Origin of the sequence: Flavobacterium noncentrifugens (assembly GCF_900100375.1) — a bacterium.
GTDB classification, from domain to species: domain Bacteria; phylum Bacteroidota; class Bacteroidia; order Flavobacteriales; family Flavobacteriaceae; genus Flavobacterium; species Flavobacterium noncentrifugens.
Genome location: NZ_FNEZ01000001.1, coordinates 642894 through 661523 on the forward strand (window position 1 = coordinate 642894; position 18630 = coordinate 661523).

The window sequence follows — 18630 nt, forward strand, 5'->3', positions numbered from 1 at the left end:
TAAAATATTTAGGCAGAAATTATTTTACTAATTTCACTTCAACACGACGGTTGTTCGCTTTACCTTTTTTAGTTTTATTTGTATCGATTGGTTTAGATTCACCAAAACCAACTGAAGTTAATCTGTCAGCAGCAATTCCGTTTTCAGTTAAGTAATTTTTAACTGCACCAGCTCTGTCTTCAGACAATTTTTGGTTCAATGCATCTTTACCATCGCTATCAGTGTGACCCTCGATGCTGAATTTAGAAGAAGGATATTCTTTCAAGATTGCAACAATAGATTGTAATACTGGGAATGTTTGTTGTTGGAATGTAGCTTTACCGCTGTTGAACAAGATTGTTTTAGCGTAAGCGTTCAATTTCAAGATTTGCTCTTCAGAGATTTCTGGACAACCGTTGTTAGCAACAGTACCTTTAACGTCTGGACATTTGTCATCTTTGTCAAGTACACCGTCTCCGTCTGTATCTGGCCAAGGGCAACCTGCATTTTCTTTAGGACCAGCAACATCTGGACATTTGTCATTTTTATCAGCTACACCGTCGCCATCTTTATCAGGACAACCTTGTAATGATTTAGGACCAGCTACATCTGGACAAGCATCGTCTTTATCAGCGATTCCGTCACCGTCTGTATCAGGACAACCTTGGAATTCAGCTAAACCAGCAACTTCTGGACAAGCATCGCTTCCATCAACAATTCCGTCACCGTCTGTATCAGGACAACCGTTGAATTGTTTCAAACCAGCAACTTCTGGACAAGCATCATCTTTGTCGTAGATTCCGTCACCGTCTGTGTCTTTTCCTCCAAATTTGAAAGTAAGACCTGCAAAGTGCTGTAAGTGAGAAGGCACATTGTCGTTAACAGCAACCAACGGTCTTTCAGAACGTTCGTCAAATGATTGTTTGTAAGTAGACTGTAAAGTCAAACCTACCATTTCAGAGAACCAGAAAGTCAAACCTAAACCTGCGTTAGCAGTTCCGTAGCTTGCATCTCCAAACCATGTATAACCTCCACCAACGTGAACGTAAGGCTGAACGATGTACCCTTTAAGGAAATCGTATTTAATAATACCATCCGCAGAGTAGTAGCTCAAATCACCAGGATTTGTTACTGTATAATCTCCAGGCTCAGTTGTACGAGGGTTAACAAATTTTTTGATTTTGTTTACCGTTCCCGTAACTCCAAATGAGAAATTTCCACCAACGTGTCTCGATACATTAATGTAAGAGATTGATGGTAAAATGTTCCAGTTGTCTTCCACATTGAAATACTGTGAAATTTGGTCTTCTACTTTTGTAGCAGCACTCACTCTAGTGTCTACTGCATTTGCTCCAAAGCTTATCGCCCATGGATTGTTGCTATCCTGTGCTTGTGAACTCAGTCCACAAAACAACACCACAGCAGCAAATAATTTGTTCAGATGTTTCATACTTAATTTTGTTAGATTACAATATTTTATTGAACAAAAGTAATACGTAATTTTTTAACTACAAAACTATATGTTAAAAAAAACCGCCAAAAAGCCCCAAATGTGTGTATTATATAACATTTAATGTTTTTCCTACAAGCGTAAACGCCGCTATGGCTTTGTCTAAGTGCTCTTTTGAATGCGCAGCCGACAATTGTACCCTGATTCTGGCTTTTTCTTTTGGCACAACCGGAAAAAAGAACCCAATAACATAAATCCCTTGCTTTAACAACTCGTTGGCCATGGTTTGCGACAATTTTGCATCATATAACATCACCGGCACAATTGCAGAATCGCCGTCGATAATATCAAAACCGGCTTTTTTCATGCCTTCTTTAAAGTAATTGGTGTTCCATTCGAGTTTGTCTCGTAATGAAGTATCTTTTTCTAACAGTTCAAAAACCTTAATAGATGCACCTACAATCGCAGGAGCCAGTGAATTGGAAAACAAATATGGCCTGGAACGCTGGCGCAGCAGTTCGATGATTTCTTTTTTGCCTGTCGTATACCCGCCCATTGCACCGCCAAGCGCTTTTCCTAATGTTCCTGTAATGATGTCTACACGGCCCATGACACCTTTCGCTTCCATTGTTCCTTTTCCTGTGGCGCCAATAAATCCTGCAGCATGGCATTCGTCAACCATGACCATGGCATCATATTTATCGGCGAGGTCACAGATTTTATCCAATGGAGCGACCACACCATCCATAGAAAAAACCCCATCAGTCACAATCAGCTTAAAACGTGTTCCGACTTCATTGGCTTTAATCAGTTGCTGTTCAAGATCTTCCATATTACTGTTTTCATAACGGTAACGCGCTGCTTTGCACAAACGCACGCCGTCAATAATAGAAGCGTGGTTTAAACTATCCGAAATAATTGCATCGTTTTCGTTTAATAACGGTTCAAATACGCCGCCATTTGCATCAAAAGCAGCAGCATACAAAATCGTATCTTCTGTTCCATAAAATTCAGCGATTTTTTGTTCCAATGTTTTATGGATGTCCTGCGTTCCGCAGATAAAACGCACCGACGACATTCCGAAACCATGCGTATCCAAAGCGTCTTTTGCAGCCTGAATTACTTCCGGATGCGATGAAAGCCCGAGGTAATTGTTCGCACAAAAATTCAAAACGGTTTCGCCTTTTACTGTTATTTCTGCGCCCTGTGGCGACGTAATAATGCGTTCTTTCTTAAAAATCCCATTGTCTTCAATCGTTTGAAGTTCAGATTCAAGGTATTCCTTAATTTTTCCGTACATATTTTTTTAATTTTATCCTTTACTTTTTCGTTTACTTTTTCGTTTAGTCGTTTGTCATGCAGCCTTATGCCTACAAATGTACCACTTCTATACTTTCTCCTATATAAACCAATGCTTTTTTCGCCACTTTAAAACCCATTTTCTCAATCGCATCTTCGTAATTTTCGAGTTGTATTCGATACTTTTCCTGATGCAATCCGGTTTTGTAATCGAGTAAAAAAACTTCTTTATTTTCCGAAAGCACAATCCTGTCAGGCTTAATCGTTCCGGCTTCTTTTTGGATAATCGTTTGTTCGTTCAACACCTGATGTTTTTCTGAAAAATAAAAATCAAGTTCCGGATGATCTAAAATTTGACGTACACTTTCATAAACCGTTTGTTGCTGAAGCGTTGTGATCAGTCCGTTTTCAATCGCTTTGGTCATCGCCAGATCAATATCATTCTTAGTTTTGACAAATGATAAAATTTCGTGCACCACATTTCCATATTCAATCGCTTGCTGTTGTTTCGTTCCCCACATCAGTGATTCGCGCTGGGCAATTTTAATATTTTTCGGATCGAGTATTTCTGCTACCTGCGGGATTTTCGGATTTTCTTCAGATTTTTCGCTCAGCATAGATAATTTCGTTGGATCACCAAATGCATATTCGAACTGATTCACATCAAAAACGCCTTTAAAATCAAGGTAATTGATGAAAAATGCCGCCATATTATTTGTTGGGATTTCTCCTTTTTTCGACAGGTTCATATTCGAAATCACATACAACTGTTCTTCAGCGCGCGTCAAAGCCACATACAAAACATTGATATTATCGAGCATTTCCTCCTGTTTTTTGCCATTATAAATCAATGCGGCATTTTCGCCAAAACCTTCCACGGCACTGCTGTTGTCGATCAAAACTTTCGGCAGTCCGAAATCATGGGCTGTGCCGTCGAGCCATAATTTGTCTTTTGGTTTCCGGCTATAATCTTCTTCAGCAAACGGAATAATGACCACCGGGAATTCAAGTCCTTTTGATTTGTGGATGGTCATAATCCGGACCGCATTATTGCCTTCGGGTGACGGAATGCTGAATTTCTCCAAATTCTTGTCCCAGAAATCGAGAAAATCTGAAATTCCGGCCTGGTTCCGTAAATCGCGTTCCAAAACAATATCCAGAAAATACTGAATGTAAGCATTATTATTTTTTCCAATGAACTTTGATATGATGATCTCAACAGCTTCATACAAAGATTTCTGACGGATATTCTGAAACGACAACGAAATATCCGACAACATCAGCCAGCTTTCAAAAGCGATTTCATCGCGTTCTTCCATGCCTTTTGCAATAAAATCGTGCACCGGAAATTCGTTCTGTACATTTTTAGCAACATAATATAAAAACTGTGCTTTGGCTTCGAGATCGGCACTATTTTTTAAATACCGCAACAGATGAACGATCAATCTGACTTCGGTTGCGTTCGCAATCATCAGCGTTTCCGAAGACAACAACGGAATATTTTGTTCGGTTAAATAATTCGCCACTGCAATGCCCTGGCCGCGCTTTCGTGTAAGGATGACAATGTCTTTATATTGAAATCCCTGTTTCAGCACTTTTTGGATCGTATTTAATGTGGCCAAAACGAACAAATCGGTTTTATCCAACGCTTCTTCTTCAGAAGTTTCTCCCGAAGCATCGGAACTTGGAATAAACGAAATGTTTACATAACCGCCTGTCTTTTCATTAAAATGCTGATGGCTGCGGTTTCTATACAGATCTTTATAATCTTCATGCGCGAATTCATCCGACAGCATTTTAAAAAATTCGTTATTGAAATTGATGACTTCCGAATAACTGCGGTAATTTGTGTCCAGATGTTCCAGATGCTTATCTGGATTGTTGAATGGATTTTGATCTTTGGACAAACTAATAAACTGCTCTGCTTTTCCACCACGCCAGCGGTAAATCGATTGTTTTGGGTCGCCAACAATCATTAACGTTCCTTTTTCTCCCGTTTCATCCTGACCCGAAAGCGCGTTGTCGATCAGCGGAATCAGGTTTTGCCATTGCATTTCGGAAGTGTCCTGAAACTCGTCGATGAAAAAATGGCGGTATTTTTCACCCAAACGCTCATAAATAAACGGCGCAGGCTGGTTTTGGATTTCGTTATAAATGATTGCGTTGAACTCGGCTATTGACAAAACATTTTGTTCTTTTTGGATTTTTGCGAGTTGGTTACTGACTGTATTAAGTAGCGATAAAGGTGTAATATTTTTGAGGAACGCGCGGTAAAAGTCGCGTTTTTCAAAGTTTTTATAAATGCCGCCAAGTTGTTCGAGCAATTCGGGAATAATATTTTCAATAAGTGCGCGATCTTTTGCGGTTTTGTTGATCTTGATGTCGTCGAATTCGAAATAGCGTTTGTTTTTGGAATTGTATTTGCCGTCAACAATGCTGCGCAAATGGTTTGGCAAATACGAGCCTGAAAATGATTTGGCATCGATGCCATGTTTGTCAATTAAGGCCAACGAAAGTTCGGCGCAACCAACGCAGCCCGATTCAATTTCCTTTGCCGCTTCAATGAGTTTGTTTTTGATCGCAACAAATTCGGCGATCGATTTTTCTTTGAAGTGCACGATTTCCTCGCGGTTGTTTTCGTTTAGGATCAAACGTCCGGTTTCGAGGATTTCGCGTGAAATGTCCCAGGATTTGTCGTCGTCGGTTTTTTCCATGGTAAAATCGACGAGCAATTTGGTCAGCGTTTCGTCTTCTCCGGCTTGTGCAATGATCGCATCGACAGCTTCAACTAAAAGGTTTTCGGTATCCAATGTGACTTCAAAAGTCATCGGCAAATTTAAATCGTGGGCAAAAGCGCGGATGACTTTGTGCGTAAATTTATCGATCGTAGAAATGTCAAAAGCTGCATAATTGTGGATGATGTGCTTGATGATGCTTTTGGATTTTTCTTTGATTTGTACCAATGACAAACCGGTTTCGACCGACAAATGCTGCATCAAGCTTTCGGCTTTCGCCGATGGTTGTTCTTTCGCAAACTCCGACAAACTGCCGACGATGCGCGACTTCATTTCGTGAACGGCTTTGTTCGTAAATGTGATCGCGAGAATATTTCTGTAGGCATCGTTTTTCGTTGCGGTCAGGATGATCTTTAAATATTCTTTGACGAGCGCGTAGGTTTTTCCGGAACCGGCCGAAGCATCGTAAATGGAGAATGATGGTCTTTGTAGTTTTGCCACGAATTTTTTTTGAATGTTATTATGGAAACTTCAGCCCTAGCCCCGATTGCAGCGAAAATCCTTTTTTGAGCTTCTTTAGCGAAAAAAAGATTGTAGTGGAAAGCGGGAACAGCTTCTGAAAAATCAATCCGCTTTATTAATGAAATTATAACAAAATAGAATTTCCAATTCCAAAGTTAAATGTTTAAATTTGAATAAAAATTTTTTAATCCAACAATTTAAACAACAATATTATGGCCTTTGAACTTCCGAAATTACCTTACGCCTACGACGCGTTAGAACCACATATTGATGCGCGTACGATGGAAATCCACCATACGAAACACCACAATGCTTATACTACGAATTTGAATGCAGCGATTGCCGGAACCGATCTTGAAGGTTTGACGATTGAAAACATCCTGATCAATTTAGACAAAAAGAACGCGGCGGTTAGAAACAACGGTGGCGGATATTACAACCACAATTTGTTCTGGACGGTAATGTCTCCAAACGGCGGTGGAAAACCAACAGGCGATTTACTGGCTGCGATTGAAAAAGATTTTGGGACTTTTGAAGAATTCAAAGCGAAGTTTGCGAAAGCAGGCGCGACACAATTTGGTTCAGGCTGGGCTTGGCTTTGCGTACTGGAAGGCGGGAAACTCGATGTTTGCGGAACGCCAAACCAGGACAATCCACTGATGCCTGAAGTGGGCTGTGGCGGTACGCCGATTTTGGGAATGGACGTTTGGGAACACGCGTATTATTTGAATTACCAAAACAGACGCCCGGATTATATTGAAGCTTTCTTTAATGTTGTGAACTGGACTGAGGTGGCGAGAAGGTATGCTTCTGAGAAGTAATTTTTGTCGAATGTCAAACGTCTAATGACGAACGACTTCTCGGCTTGTGTATAAAAAAAGCGGATTCAAAAATGAATCCGCTTTTTTTATGATTTATATTTTAACGAAAGTTGGTCTTCAAAGATTGGCTGGTTTAGTTTCGCTCAGTTCGGCTAAAGCCTCGAGTGTTATTAGACATTTTGACGTTTGACTTTTCGAGAGTTTATTCCAATAAAAAAGGTGAAATTTCTTTCACCCTTTTTGCCCCAAATCTACCATAAACTTAACCTACTAATGCTATGGTTCTCCAAATGTATACTAGTCAATCGCTTCTGCAAAATAAATTAGATGAAATACACCGAAAATCGATGAAATGCAGAAATGTTAAATTTTTAGTACGCTCTGGCGTCTTTTCCTTCGTAAAAATTCATGAACGCCTTGTTAACCACGCGGTTACCTCCGGGCGTTGGATAGTCACCGGTAAAATACCAGTCGCCTAAATTTTTCGGGCAGGCAATGTGTAAGTTTTCGACCGTTTGGAAGATGATCTTTACTTCGGCATTGATCTCTGGTGAACTGAGCATTTCGGCAATCTTATCTGAAACTTCCTGCGGATGAAACGGCGCATATATTTCAGTAACGTAATTCACGACTTCACTGTCTTTCAAATGCTCCTGAGCTTTACACTTCGCATAGACTTCATCAACGATATGATATAGGTTTCTTTCTTTTAAAAGATCCAATGCGGCGCGGAAAGCAACCAAACCTTCGAGTTTCGCCATGTCGATGCCGTAACAATCGGGAAAACGGATTTGCGGTGCAGAGGAAACAACCACGATACTTTTCGGCTTTAGCCTGTCCATCATTTTAATGATACTCATTTTAAGCGTCGTGCCGCGAACAATACTGTCATCGATGATGACAAGGTTGTCTGTCGGTTTGATGACGCCGTAAGTCACATCATAAACGTGTGCGACGAGATCATCACGCGAACTGTCTTCGGTAATGAACGTTCTCAATTTCGCATCTTTGATCGCGACTTTCTCTGTACGGATTTTTACTTCGAGCAGTTTTTGTAAACTTTCTGTCGTTAACGTTTTTCTGTTGTCAAGGATGAATTTGTTTTTTCTTTGGTTTAAGAAATCCTGGGCCGCTTCGACCATTCCGTAAAACGAGGTTTCTGCCGTGTTTGGAATATACGAGAAAACGGTGTTGTCTGTATCATTGTCAATTGCATCCAGAACCGCCGGAAGAATTAATTTTCCGAGGTTTTTGCGTTCCTGATAAATTTCGGCATCGCTTCCGCGTGAAAAATAAATGCGTTCGAACGAACAGGCTTTTTTGACTGTTGGAACAATGATTTCTTCTTCGGTGACCGTTCCGTTTTTTTTGACAATCAAAGCATGTCCGGGCTGCAATTCCTGCACTTTTTCAAAATCTACGTTGAAAACCGTTTGGATCACTGGCCTTTCTGAAGCGACAACCACAATTTCATCGTCTTCATAGAAATATGCAGGACGAATTCCGGCAGGATCGCGAAATACAAATGCATCGCCGTGGCCAAACAATCCGGCCATCGCATAACCGCCGTCCCAGCCTTTGGAAGCGCGTTTTAATATTTTTTTGATGTCGAGTTTTTCAGCGATTACCGGTGAGGCTTCTCTTTTGGATAAACCAGCGTTTTTGCATTCCAAATACAAATCGGTGACTTCATCATCGAGGAAATGCCCGATCTTTTCCATTACAGTTACCGTGTCTGCCATTTCTTTTGGATGTTGACCCAATTCGACCAAACTATTGAACAATTCGGTGACATTGGTCATGTTGAAATTTCCGGCAACGATTAAATTCCGGTGCATCCAGTTGTTCTGGCGTAGGAATGGATGCACGCTTTCGATGCTGTTTTTTCCGAAAGTTCCGTAACGCACATGCCCGAGGAACAATTCCCCGATGTACGGAATGTTCTTTTTCTGAAGCGTGACATTTTCTGCCCATTCCGGATGCTGCAGCAATTCATCGTTGATGCGGTCGTTGATCTGGGCAAAAACTTCCTGGATTGGCTGCGCGTCATTCGACCTAACGCGGCTGATGTATCGTTCGCCCGGTTCGACATCGAGTTTGATGCTTGCAAATCCGGCACCGTCCTGGCCACGGTTGTGTTGCTTCTCCATCAGCAGGTACATTTTCTGTACACCGTAAAAAGCCGATCCGTATTTTTCTTTATAGAATTCTAACGGTTTTTTTAATCTTAAAAGTGCTATGCCACATTCGTGTTTGATTGCGTCGCTCATTGTGTTGTTGTTGCTTGTAGTTTAATTTAACCTTTTATTTTTTAACCATTAAGAAATTAAGTTTCATTAAGTGTTAATTATCTTAATTATTTAATGGTTAATGATGTGAACGAAATGTTCCATAAACCAAAAACGCCCCGAAAAACGAGGCGCATATTTTATAACGTAATATCAAATTGTGTCAGCGCTCTGAACTGTTTGAGCCTGTTGACCACTTCTTCTTTATCTAAATTTTCCATTCTTTCGGTCCCGAATTTCTCGACGCAGAATGACGCGAGGTTTGATCCGTAAATGATCGCATTTTTCATATTCTCGAAAGAGATGTTTTCGCTTTGCGTAATGAATCCTGCAAATCCGCCTGCGAAGGTATCGCCGGCTCCTGTTGGGTCAAAAACTTCTTCAAGCGGCAATGCCGGAGCAAAGAACACTTCTTTGTTGTGAAATAACAAGGCACCGTGTTCGCCTTTTTTGATCACGACATATTTTGGGCCCATGGTATGGATTTTCGCTGCAGCCTTTACCAATGAATATTCGCCCGACAATTGTCTCGCTTCTTCATCGTTGATCGTGATCACGTCGATGCGTTTCATGACATCGAGCAATTCCGGTAACGCGCAATCCATCCAGAAATTCATCGTATCGAGGACTACCAATTTCGGTTTAACTGTCATTTGATCCAAAACGCTGCTTTGTACCAATGGATGTAAATTTCCCAACATCACAACATCGGAATCTTTAAAATTTTCAGGAACTTTCGGCTGAAAATCGGCCAATGTGTTTAATTCTGTAACCAAGGTATCACGCGAATTCAAATCGTTATGGTATTTCCCGCTCCAGAAGAACGTTTTTCCACCTTTTACAATTTCCAAACCTGAAATGTCAATGTTTCTTTTTGTCAGCAAATCAAGATATTCCTGCGGGAAATCGTCACCAACGACTGAAACAATCGCCGATTGCAAATTGAAAAATGAAGCAGAAAGCCCGATGTAAGTTCCGGCGCCGCCTAAGATTTTATCTGTTTTTCCAAAAGGAGTTTCAATAGCGTCGAAAGCAACTGTGCCGACAATCAGTAATTTGTTCATTTTACGGTTTTAGAATTAAGCCGCAAAGATACTTCATAACTTTGAAAGTTGCAACGGCGGGAAGTTGTAAAGTTTTGCCAATTTATAAGCCTGAAATGCAGCTATTTAAATCAGTTTTTTGCTTTCATTTTCATAAAAAGCGTCGATTGAAAGTTTGGGTTGCATCGACGCCATCACGGCAAGTTCGTCACAGCGTTCATTTTGCGGATGGCTGTTATGGCCTTTTACCCATTTAAAGTCAACTTCGTGCTTGCGGTAAATTTTGAGAAAGCGTCTCCACAGATCCGGATTTTTTTTACCTACGAAACCTTTCTTTTCCCAACCGAAAACCCATCCTTTAACGACTGAATCAATCACATATTTGGAATCGGAAACAACTAAAACTTTCATGTTCGGGTTTTTGAGTTTTTCAAGCCCGACGATTACGGCCAGCAACTCCATCCGATTATTCGTCGTGAGACGAAATCCCTCGTAAAATTCCTTTTTATGCGGCGTTCCAACGAGTTCCATGACAATGCCATAACCGCCGTTTCCGGGATTTCCTTTGGCAGCACCGTCTGTAAAAATGTGGACTTGATGAGACATTTTAGATTTGTGATTTTAGTAGTTGTTCGATGATTTTCGGAAAATGCTCGTGTTCGAGTTCGTGGACTTTTTGGGCGATTTCTTCCGGAGTTGTGCAGTTTCCGATTGAAACCGTTTTTTGAAAAATCATGTCGCCGTTGTCATAATGCTCGTCGACATAATGAATGGAGATTCCTGTTTCAGTTTCTTTATTTTCCAATATCGATTTGTGGACATTCATGCCGTACATGCCTTTTCCGCCATATTTTGGCAGAAGCGCCGGATGAATATTGATGATTTTATTGGGATACAATCCGATGATATTCGATGGGAATTGGAGTAAAAATCCGGCAAGAACTATTAAATCGGGTTTGATCTCCTGGATTTTCTTTAAGACTTTATCCAATGCGAAATCGGCTTTTGTAAAAACAAAACGCTGAACCTGAAGATTTGCCGCACGTTCCAGAACTTTTGCATTCGGATTGTTCGAAATCACGGCTACAACTTTAGCAACATCTGAATCTTTAAAATGTTTGATGATATTTTCGGCGTTCGATCCCGAACCGGATGCAAACAGGACAATTTTTTTCATTTAAGCGGCCTTTTGTGAGCACAAAAAAAAGGATTATAAATGATATTAAATAAAAATCGCCGTCCTTTGTGAAATAATTTTTCTAAATTAGTAGTCAGATTTATTAACTAAAACGTGGTTTTAAAATAAAGTTTTTTATTTTTGCCAACAAATTAAATTTTAAAATTAAAGATTATGTCAGACATTGCATCAAGAGTTAAAGCGATTATCGTAGACAAATTAGGCGTTGACGAAAATGAAGTTGTAACAGAAGCAAGCTTCACTAACGATTTAGGAGCTGATTCATTAGACACTGTTGAGCTTATTATGGAGTTCGAAAAAGAATTTGACATCCAAATTCCAGACGACCAGGCTGAAAACATTGCTACTGTTGGTCAAGCGATTTCTTACATCGAAGAAGCTAAAAAATAATATAGTATGCACCCGTTTTGCTTTACCAGCAGCGGGTGTTATTATTTTTTAAAAAAAATTACTGATTGATTTTCAATCAATTAAATAATATAATGTAATACCTGTGTCTTTTTTATGATAATAGAAGAAAGCATGGGTATTATTTGTTTTACACTGATAACTTAAAGATACGCGTATGGAATTAAGGCGGGTTGTTGTAACAGGCTTGGGTGCACTCACTCCGATTGGAAACAACATTAAAGACTATTGGGAGGCACTCATTAACGGTGTTAGCGGCGCTGCCCCGATTACTTATTACGATACCGAAAAGCACAAGACAAAATTTGCATGTGAAGTCAAAAACTTCAACATCGAAGATTATATGGACCGCAAAGAAGCGCGCAGAATGGACAAATTTGCCCAATATGCAGTAGCTGCCAGCGATGAAGCCATCAAAGATGCCGGATTAACAAACGATAATGTGGATAAATACCGCGTTGGCGTGATTTGGGGCGCCGGAATTGGCGGACTCGAAACTTTCCAGGAAGAAGTGATGTATTATGCCAAAGGCGACGGAACGCCGAAATTCAATCCGTTTTTTATCCCGAAAATGATCGCCGATATCGCGCCAGCTCATATTTCAATGAGAAATGGGTATATGGGCCCGAATTATACAACGGTTTCTGCCTGCGCCTCTTCCGCAAATGCCTTGATTGACGCATTCAATTACATTCGTTTGGGCATGTGCGATGTCATTATTTCAGGCGGATCTGAAGCTGCGATCACCATTGCCGGTATGGGCGGATTCAACTCCATGCACGCTTTATCAACCAGAAATGACAGCCCGGAAACAGCTTCCCGCCCATTTGACGCCACCCGCGACGGATTTGTTCTTGGCGAAGGTGCCGGTGCTTTGGTTTTAGAAGATTACGAACACGCAAAAGCGCGTGGCGCGAAAATATATTGTGAAATCAGCGGTGGCGGCATGTCATCTGACGCTTATCATTTGACTGCGCCGCATCCGGAAGGAATCGGTGTGATCGCTGTGATGAAAAACACGTTGCGCGATGCCGGACTGAAACCTGAAGATGTTGATCACATCAACACACACGGAACTTCTACGCCATTAGGCGATGTTGCAGAACTTAAAGCGATCAGCGCGGTTTTTGGAGATCATGCGAAAACGATGAACATCAACTCCACCAAATCAATGACCGGGCATTTGCTTGGAGCAGCCGGTGCGATTGAAGCAATTGCTTCTATTTTGGCGATGGAACATGGAATTGTTCCGCCAACAATCAACCATACCGTTGTTGACGAAAACATCGATCCGTCATTAAATCTGACGCTGAATAAAGCACAGAAACGCGAAGTGAAAGTCGCCATGAGCAACACTTTCGGTTTCGGCGGACACAATGCCTGCGTACTGTTTAAGAAATTAGAAGACTAACGGGCGATGCGTTTCATTAAAAAGATATTCTCAAAATCCCGTGCTCCTGAAGCCGGGATTTTTTTTACCGAAATACAGCAGATTCTCGGATTCACGCCGCTGCGCATTGAATTTTACGAAAAAGCTTTCACCCACAGATCATCTAATAAAATTGACACAACGGGAAATCCTGTGAATTACGAGCGTTTGGAATTTCTGGGCGACGCCATGTTAAGTTCAGTTATTGCCGCATATTTATTCAACGAAGCACCAGCAGGTGATGAAGGCTATCTGACGAAAATGCGTTCAAAAATCGTCAGCCGCGAGCATTTAAATGAACTCGGGCGCGATTTAAATTTGATCAAATTTATTGAAAGCAAAGTTCCGGTAGCGCATTTTGGTGAAAACATCCATGGAAATGTATTTGAAGCATTGGTTGGTGCCATTTATCTCGATCAGGGTTATACGTATTGCGAAAAATTCATCCAGAAGCGCGTCATTGTTCCTTATGTAGACATTTCGAAACTCGAAGGAAAAGTCATCAGCTACAAAAGCCTATTGATTGAATGGTGCCAGAAAGAGAAAAAAACATTCTATTACGATGTGTATGAAGACAACGGGATTTCGGGCGAACGCCTCTTCGGTGTCAAACTCAGCATCGATAATAAAGTGGTCGCAAAAGCACGCGCCGCATCCAAAAAGAAAGCAGAAGAAAAAGCTTCGCAACGCGCTTATTTTGCATTTCAGGAAAAAATTGACAACAAATAAATAGAAATTCTTAAAACTATAACGATTTCGTTGCTAATTTATCGTTAACAACTATTTTTTTCGTGTTTATTCTCAGTGATAAGTATTATATTTACGGCTTATTTAATTTTAAATATGGCTGTACATAAGTTACATCTTGATGAATTCGATGAAGTTGATTATGACCTTATTGCAATTCATTCTTCCCTGGAAGATTATCGCCTTGCTTATTTTATCAACCAGAAACTTCCGGTCACTTTATCCAAAAGCAAAGATGAAATCGGTGTCACCATAAAAGAAGGTGAAGCGCTGTTTTCCAAATTTGTATTCAACGATTACAATAATGACATATTATGGAGTTTGGTTCCGAATAAAAACGAGATCATCACTTATAAAAAAAGCACCGGACAAAATCTTTTCCTGAACCGTGATGTAGAAATTGCCACGAAAGTGTACCTGCTTTCAGAACTCAAAAAAGTAGATTATTTCCTCAAAATAGAAAACAATCAGGGCCATCTGGACATCGATGAAATTATACAGCATATCAAGTCAATTAGCCAGATTTCAACTGTTTATACGGTTAACCCCGAAAAAATAAAATCCAAAAACAATTTAATTTTTTAATACAATGCCAACAAACAAAAAAACTAAAATTGTAGCCACATTAGGACCGGCCTGCAGTACGAGAGAAGTCCTTAAAGATATGATTGATGCCGGAGTGAATGTTTTCCGTGTGAATTTTTCGCATGCTGACTACAGTGATGTTAAAGAAAAGATCGACCTCATCAGAGGTTTGAATGAAGAATTTGGTTACACCGTTGCCATTCTTGGCGATTTACAAGGCCCGAAATTGCGCGTTGGCGTGATGAAAGAAGACGTTATCGTAAACAAAGGTGATTTGATTACGTTTACGACTGCCGAAGACATTCCCGGAACTGCCCAGAAAGTCTACATGAACTACAAAGAGTTTCCAAACGATGTCAATCCGGGTGAAAAAGTGCTTCTTGACGACGGAAAATTAATGTTCGAAGTGGTTTCAACCAACAGGACTACTGAAGTTGTAGCAAGAGTTATCCAGGGCGGGCCGTTGAAATCTAAAAAAGGCGTCAACCTTCCAAATACAAAAGTGTCGTTGCCGGCTTTGACTGAAAAAGACATTCGTGATGCGATTTTTGCTATCGAACAAAAAGTAGACTGGATCGCATTGTCATTCGTAAGGACCGCAGAAGACCTGATCGAATTGCAGGATTTGATCGCCAAACATTCTGACTATAAAATTCCGATCATAGCTAAAATCGAAAAACCTGAAGGTGTTGAAAACATCGACAAGATCGTTGCATATTGTGACGGTTTGATGGTTGCCCGTGGTGATTTGGGTGTTGAGGTTCCGGCGCATGAAGTGCCGTTGATCCAGAAAAAACTGGTTAACCGTGCAAAAACAGCAAGAATTCCCGTAATTATCGCTACGCAAATGATGGAAACGATGATCACGAGCTTAACGCCAACACGCGCCGAGGTCAATGACGTTGCGAATTCTGTTATGGATGGTGCCGATGCCGTAATGCTTTCAGGGGAAACTTCGGTAGGAAATTATCCGGTTCAGGTCATCGAAAAAATGACCCAGATCATTGAAGCGGTTGAAGATTCTCCGCTAATCCAGGTGCCGCAAAATACGCCACAAGTCCGTACGAAAAGATTCATCACCAAAACCATTTGTTACCACGCCGCTTCTATGGCAAACGTAATCAAAGCGAAAGCAATTTGTACGTTAACAAATAGCGGATATACTGCTTTCCAGATTTCTGCTTGGAGGCCGCAAGCACACATTTTGGTATTTACTTCAAACAAAAGAATCATGACGCAACTCAGTTTACTTTGGGGCGTAAAATCATTGTTCTATGACAAATTTGTAAGCACCGACGACACCGTAACCGACATCAACGAAATGGCGCGCGAAAGCGGTTATGTTGAAAAAGGCGATTTCCTGATCAACCTCGCAGCGATGCCGGTTGCTGATAAAGGAATGGTCAATACACTTCGTGTTTCTGAAATCGAATAACATTTTGAGGTACGGTTTCAGAGGTACGATCTACGTGATAAGCGTCCGTAAATCAAAATTCGCAAATCGTAAATTAAAAATATCTCTTTATAAAAAGCCATCCATCGTGTGATGGCTTTTTTTCTTTAAAACCACGCTTTTCCAAAAGAAAAAATTATATTTGGAAAGCAAATTAAATCAAAGACCATGTTTAAATCGAACAATCCATTTTTAAGCGACAAGAGATTCCTAAAATCGAAATCGGCTTCCGGCTCTGAACAAGTGCACGAAGCTACAGTTATAGGCTATGAAGATACCATGACGATTTCTGGCACTATGAATAAAAGTTTTTTAATGCTGCTGCTTTTGGTTGCAGGCGCTGCGGTGACGTGGTCTATGGCCTACAGCGGATTAAACCCGATCGTTCCGGCATTTGGCGGCGCCATTGTAGGTTTGATTTTAGTAATCGTCGCTTCATTTAAACCGCAATATTCAGGCTATCTAGCTCCGGGATATGCCGTTTTTGAAGGTTTATTTATTGGCGGGATTTCAGCAATTTTCGAAACCATGTATCCGGGAATTGTGATCCAGGCCGTCGGTGCGACTTTTGTCACGTTTATTGTTTGCTTCTTGCTTTACAAATATGAAATCGTCAAAGTCACTGAGCAATTCAAATCGGTTGTGATCGCAGCGACATTGGCCATTGCAACGTATTATGTGGTTTCCTGGTTGTTTTCGATGTTTACGAGCTTTGTACCGGTGCATTACGGAAATTCAATGATGAGTATCGGGATCAGCGTTTTCGTCATTATCATTGCGGCTTTGAACTTATTTTTAGATTTCGACCAAATTGAAAAAGGCGCACAGCAAAGACTTCCAAAATACATGGAGTGGTTTGGTGCCATGGGCTTAATGATCACATTGGTGTGGCTTTACGTTGAATTCTTAAGATTGCTTTCAAAATTGTCAAGCAGAAACTAACCGAAAAATATTAACGAAAAAGCCATCCGATTGAGATGGCTTTTTTATGTTCTAAACTTACGCAGCGGTTTCAAATGCGATGAAATGGCACAGTTTTCCTTCCTTACTAAAAACCGGGAAACCCTGGATGTGGCAATTGTAAGTTGTTCCGCTTTTGCGGTAATTTAAAATATTGTTTTCAAATGGTTGCTGGTTTTGAACTGCCATCCGGATCGCTTTTGAAGCCTCGCTATCTGTGTCTCTTCCCTGGAACATTTTTGGCGATTTCCCTAAAACTTCAGACTCTCTATATCCATTCATCCGAATCATATTTTCTGAGGCGAAAATGATCGAAAGTGATGCATCGGTAACCAAAATCGTTTGCTGCTGCAGTTTCAATTCAAAGTCGAAATTGAGGTTCCAATGGAATTTTTTCGCGAGTTTTTCCAAACGCTTTGCGTCGGCATGAACTGAATTTAACGCATTTGTAAACTGCTGCTGAAATTCCCACGAAAGTACAGGAACCGGATTCATCACGGATTTTTTATAATAATCTGCGACAGCATTATCGTAGTCTGAAAAATTTTTCATGTCCGGTTTTTTTCAAATATAATTTAATTTTCCAGTCAAAGCATGAAATCACGACGATTTAACCAATGTTGAATCTTTTTAAAAGTCGAATTTGAGCTGAACGGCAACCGTTTTTTTTTCTTCAGTATTTAAATTGTTCAGTGAAATCCCAAGCAACCGCACCGAATCTTTCATGCGTTCCTGATATAGCAATTCTTTCGCTGTTTCGAGCAAAAGGCTTTTGTCTGAAATAAAATATGGCAGTGTTTTGCTTCGCGTTTGCAACGTAAAATCGCTGTATTTGATCTTTAGAGTGACAGTTTTTCCGGCGACATTGTAGCGTTTCAAGCGGCGTTCAAGTTCGCCTGCAATGACTTCAAGCCGTTCAAGCATAAAGATTTCCGAAGTCAGGTTTTCGTCAAACGTATGTTCGGTTGCGACCGATTTGGCGATGCGTTCGGGTTTAACTTCACTGTTGTGGATGCCCCGAACAATATAATAATAGTAAGTTCCCGATTTTCCAAAATGTTTTTCGAGGAATTCAAGCGGTTTTCCTTTCAGGTCCAATCCTGTAAAAATCCCGAGTTGGTACATTTTTTCTGCGGTAACTTTCCCAACGCCGTAAAATTTCTTGATTGGCAGATTTTCTAAAAAGGAAATGACTTCGTCCGGATTGACCGTCTTTTGCCCATTTGGTTTGTTGTAATCCGAAGCGACTTTTGCAATGAATTTATTGATCGAAATTCCCGCTGAAGCCGTCAACCCAACTTCTTCAAAAATGCGTTTTCTGATTTCCTGTGCGATCAGCGAAGCACTCAGATTTCCTTTTTTATTCTGCGTTACATCTAAATAAGCTTCATCAAGAGAAAGCGGTTCGACCAGATCGGTATAATCAAAAAAGATTTTTCGAATTTTCTGGGAAATTTCTTTATAGCGGTCAAATCTCGGGCGAACAAAAATAAGTTCCGGACAGTATCGTTTTGCCAATGTTCCGCTAAGCGCACTCCGAACGCCAAATTTTCGCGCTTCATAACTCGCCGCCGAAACCACGCCGCGATTTTCGCTTCCGCCAACGGCAACAGGCTTTCCGCGAAGTTCAGGATTGTCCATCTGCTCGACCGAAGCATAAAATGCATCCATATCCACATGGATAATTTTTCGATTTCGGATGACTTCTTCCAT

At 40.7% G+C, this 18630-nt stretch carries 16 protein-coding genes; 7 read left to right on the forward strand and 9 right to left on the reverse strand.

The features are described from left to right. Nucleotides 1–19 precede the first annotated feature (19 nt). The 3 genes from BLS32_RS02835 to BLS32_RS02845 all read right to left on the reverse strand — a co-directional run bounded on the left by BLS32_RS02835 (nucleotide 20) and on the right by BLS32_RS02845 (nucleotide 5979). Complete coding sequence (locus BLS32_RS02835) at nucleotides 20–1429, reverse strand: OmpA family protein (RefSeq protein ID WP_091391770.1); 1410 nt, start codon at nucleotides 1427–1429, stop codon at nucleotides 20–22. Between the two features lie 109 nt (nucleotides 1430–1538). Then, entirely contained in the window at nucleotides 1539–2729 is a 1191-nt protein-coding gene (gene kbl, locus BLS32_RS02840) for a glycine C-acetyltransferase (RefSeq protein WP_091391771.1), read from the reverse strand. Between the two features lie 70 nt (nucleotides 2730–2799). Continuing rightward, on the reverse strand, nucleotides 2800–5979 hold the full coding sequence (locus BLS32_RS02845; RefSeq protein ID WP_091391772.1) for a UvrD-helicase domain-containing protein: 3180 nt from the start codon (nucleotides 5977–5979) through the stop codon (nucleotides 2800–2802). Nucleotides 5980–6197: 218 nt separating this feature from the next. Between BLS32_RS02845 and BLS32_RS02850 the strand changes: the two genes are divergently transcribed. After that, nucleotides 6198–6806 carry a superoxide dismutase gene (locus BLS32_RS02850; protein ID WP_091391773.1) on the forward strand — a complete coding sequence of 203 codons (609 nt, stop codon included), beginning with the start codon at nucleotides 6198–6200 and terminating at the stop codon, nucleotides 6804–6806. A 371-nt stretch (nucleotides 6807–7177) separates the two neighbouring features. Here BLS32_RS02850 and BLS32_RS02855 read toward each other — a convergent pair whose 3' ends face one another. From BLS32_RS02855 to purN, 4 genes are all read right to left on the reverse strand, one after another. Next, complete coding sequence (locus BLS32_RS02855; RefSeq protein WP_091391774.1) at nucleotides 7178–9076, reverse strand: amidophosphoribosyltransferase; 1899 nt, start codon at nucleotides 9074–9076, stop codon at nucleotides 7178–7180. 158 nt (nucleotides 9077–9234) lie between these two features. Then, nucleotides 9235–10158: a PfkB family carbohydrate kinase gene (locus BLS32_RS02860; protein ID WP_091391775.1), complete on the reverse strand. Its 924-nt coding sequence runs from the start codon at nucleotides 10156–10158 to the stop codon at nucleotides 9235–9237. Between the two features lie 105 nt (nucleotides 10159–10263). Beyond that, on the reverse strand, nucleotides 10264–10743 hold the full coding sequence (gene rnhA / locus BLS32_RS02865; RefSeq protein ID WP_091391776.1) for a ribonuclease HI: 480 nt from the start codon (nucleotides 10741–10743) through the stop codon (nucleotides 10264–10266). Between the two features lies 1 nt (nucleotide 10744). Next, nucleotides 10745–11314: a phosphoribosylglycinamide formyltransferase gene (purN, locus tag BLS32_RS02870; RefSeq protein WP_091391777.1), complete on the reverse strand. Its 570-nt coding sequence runs from the start codon at nucleotides 11312–11314 to the stop codon at nucleotides 10745–10747. Between the two features lie 174 nt (nucleotides 11315–11488). Here purN and BLS32_RS02875 point away from each other — a divergent pair, with 174 nt between their 5' ends. From BLS32_RS02875 to BLS32_RS02900, 6 genes are all read left to right on the forward strand, one after another. Beyond that, the gene (locus BLS32_RS02875; RefSeq protein ID WP_007137004.1) at nucleotides 11489–11725 is read left to right on the forward strand and encodes an acyl carrier protein; all 237 of its coding nucleotides are present in this window, start codon (nucleotides 11489–11491) and stop codon (nucleotides 11723–11725) included. Between the two features lie 175 nt (nucleotides 11726–11900). Beyond that, a complete protein-coding gene (fabF, locus tag BLS32_RS02880; protein ID WP_091391778.1) occupies nucleotides 11901–13154 on the forward strand; it encodes a beta-ketoacyl-ACP synthase II in 1254 nt (417 codons plus the stop codon). A 6-nt stretch (nucleotides 13155–13160) separates the two neighbouring features. Then, nucleotides 13161–13901, forward strand: coding sequence for a ribonuclease III (gene rnc, locus BLS32_RS02885; protein ID WP_091391779.1), 741 nt, complete (start codon nucleotides 13161–13163; stop codon nucleotides 13899–13901). A gap of 114 nt (nucleotides 13902–14015) precedes the next feature. Further along, a complete protein-coding gene (locus BLS32_RS02890) occupies nucleotides 14016–14504 on the forward strand; it encodes an IPExxxVDY family protein (RefSeq protein WP_091391780.1) in 489 nt (162 codons plus the stop codon). 4 nt (nucleotides 14505–14508) lie between these two features. Then, the gene (pyk, locus tag BLS32_RS02895; RefSeq protein WP_091391781.1) at nucleotides 14509–15939 is read left to right on the forward strand and encodes a pyruvate kinase; all 1431 of its coding nucleotides are present in this window, start codon (nucleotides 14509–14511) and stop codon (nucleotides 15937–15939) included. A 186-nt stretch (nucleotides 15940–16125) separates the two neighbouring features. Then, nucleotides 16126–16899, forward strand: a complete 774-nt coding sequence (locus BLS32_RS02900; RefSeq protein WP_091391782.1) for a Bax inhibitor-1/YccA family protein — start codon at nucleotides 16126–16128, stop codon at nucleotides 16897–16899. A 57-nt stretch (nucleotides 16900–16956) separates the two neighbouring features. On the opposite strand, the gene BLS32_RS02905 is transcribed toward BLS32_RS02900, so the two are convergent. Both BLS32_RS02905 and dinB read right to left on the reverse strand, forming a co-directional pair. Beyond that, entirely contained in the window at nucleotides 16957–17469 is a 513-nt protein-coding gene (locus BLS32_RS02905; RefSeq protein ID WP_091391783.1) for a PAS domain-containing protein, read from the reverse strand. Nucleotides 17470–17547: 78 nt separating this feature from the next. After that, on the reverse strand, nucleotides 17548–18630 hold the full coding sequence (gene dinB / locus BLS32_RS02910) for a DNA polymerase IV (protein WP_091391784.1): 1083 nt from the start codon (nucleotides 18628–18630) through the stop codon (nucleotides 17548–17550).

What these genes read in the sequence shown, in the direction of transcription:
- kbl (WP_091391771.1), bottom strand. Translation starts at nt 2,729, where the DNA reads ATGTACGGAAAAATTAAGGAATACCTTGAATCTGAACTTCAAACGATT.
- BLS32_RS02850 (WP_091391773.1), top strand. Translation starts at nt 6,198, where the DNA reads ATGGCCTTTGAACTTCCGAAATTACCTTACGCCTACGACGCGTTAGAA.
- pyk (WP_091391781.1), top strand. Translation starts at nt 14,509, where the DNA reads ATGCCAACAAACAAAAAAACTAAAATTGTAGCCACATTAGGACCGGCC.
- rnhA (WP_091391776.1), bottom strand. Translation starts at nt 10,743, where the DNA reads ATGTCTCATCAAGTCCACATTTTTACAGACGGTGCTGCCAAAGGAAAT.
- purN (WP_091391777.1), bottom strand. Translation starts at nt 11,314, where the DNA reads ATGAAAAAAATTGTCCTGTTTGCATCCGGTTCGGGATCGAACGCCGAA.
- BLS32_RS02835 (WP_091391770.1), bottom strand. Translation starts at nt 1,429, where the DNA reads ATGAAACATCTGAACAAATTATTTGCTGCTGTGGTGTTGTTTTGTGGA.
- BLS32_RS02905 (WP_091391783.1), bottom strand. Translation starts at nt 17,469, where the DNA reads ATGAAAAATTTTTCAGACTACGATAATGCTGTCGCAGATTATTATAAA.
- fabF (WP_091391778.1), top strand. Translation starts at nt 11,901, where the DNA reads ATGGAATTAAGGCGGGTTGTTGTAACAGGCTTGGGTGCACTCACTCCG.
- BLS32_RS02860 (WP_091391775.1), bottom strand. Translation starts at nt 10,158, where the DNA reads ATGAACAAATTACTGATTGTCGGCACAGTTGCTTTCGACGCTATTGAA.
- dinB (WP_091391784.1), bottom strand. Translation starts at nt 18,630, where the DNA reads ATGGAAGAAGTCATCCGAAATCGAAAAATTATCCATGTGGATATGGAT.
- BLS32_RS02900 (WP_091391782.1), top strand. Translation starts at nt 16,126, where the DNA reads ATGTTTAAATCGAACAATCCATTTTTAAGCGACAAGAGATTCCTAAAA.
- BLS32_RS02890 (WP_091391780.1), top strand. Translation starts at nt 14,016, where the DNA reads ATGGCTGTACATAAGTTACATCTTGATGAATTCGATGAAGTTGATTAT.
- rnc (WP_091391779.1), top strand. Translation starts at nt 13,161, where the DNA reads ATGCGTTTCATTAAAAAGATATTCTCAAAATCCCGTGCTCCTGAAGCC.
- BLS32_RS02875 (WP_007137004.1), top strand. Translation starts at nt 11,489, where the DNA reads ATGTCAGACATTGCATCAAGAGTTAAAGCGATTATCGTAGACAAATTA.
- BLS32_RS02855 (WP_091391774.1), bottom strand. Translation starts at nt 9,076, where the DNA reads ATGAGCGACGCAATCAAACACGAATGTGGCATAGCACTTTTAAGATTA.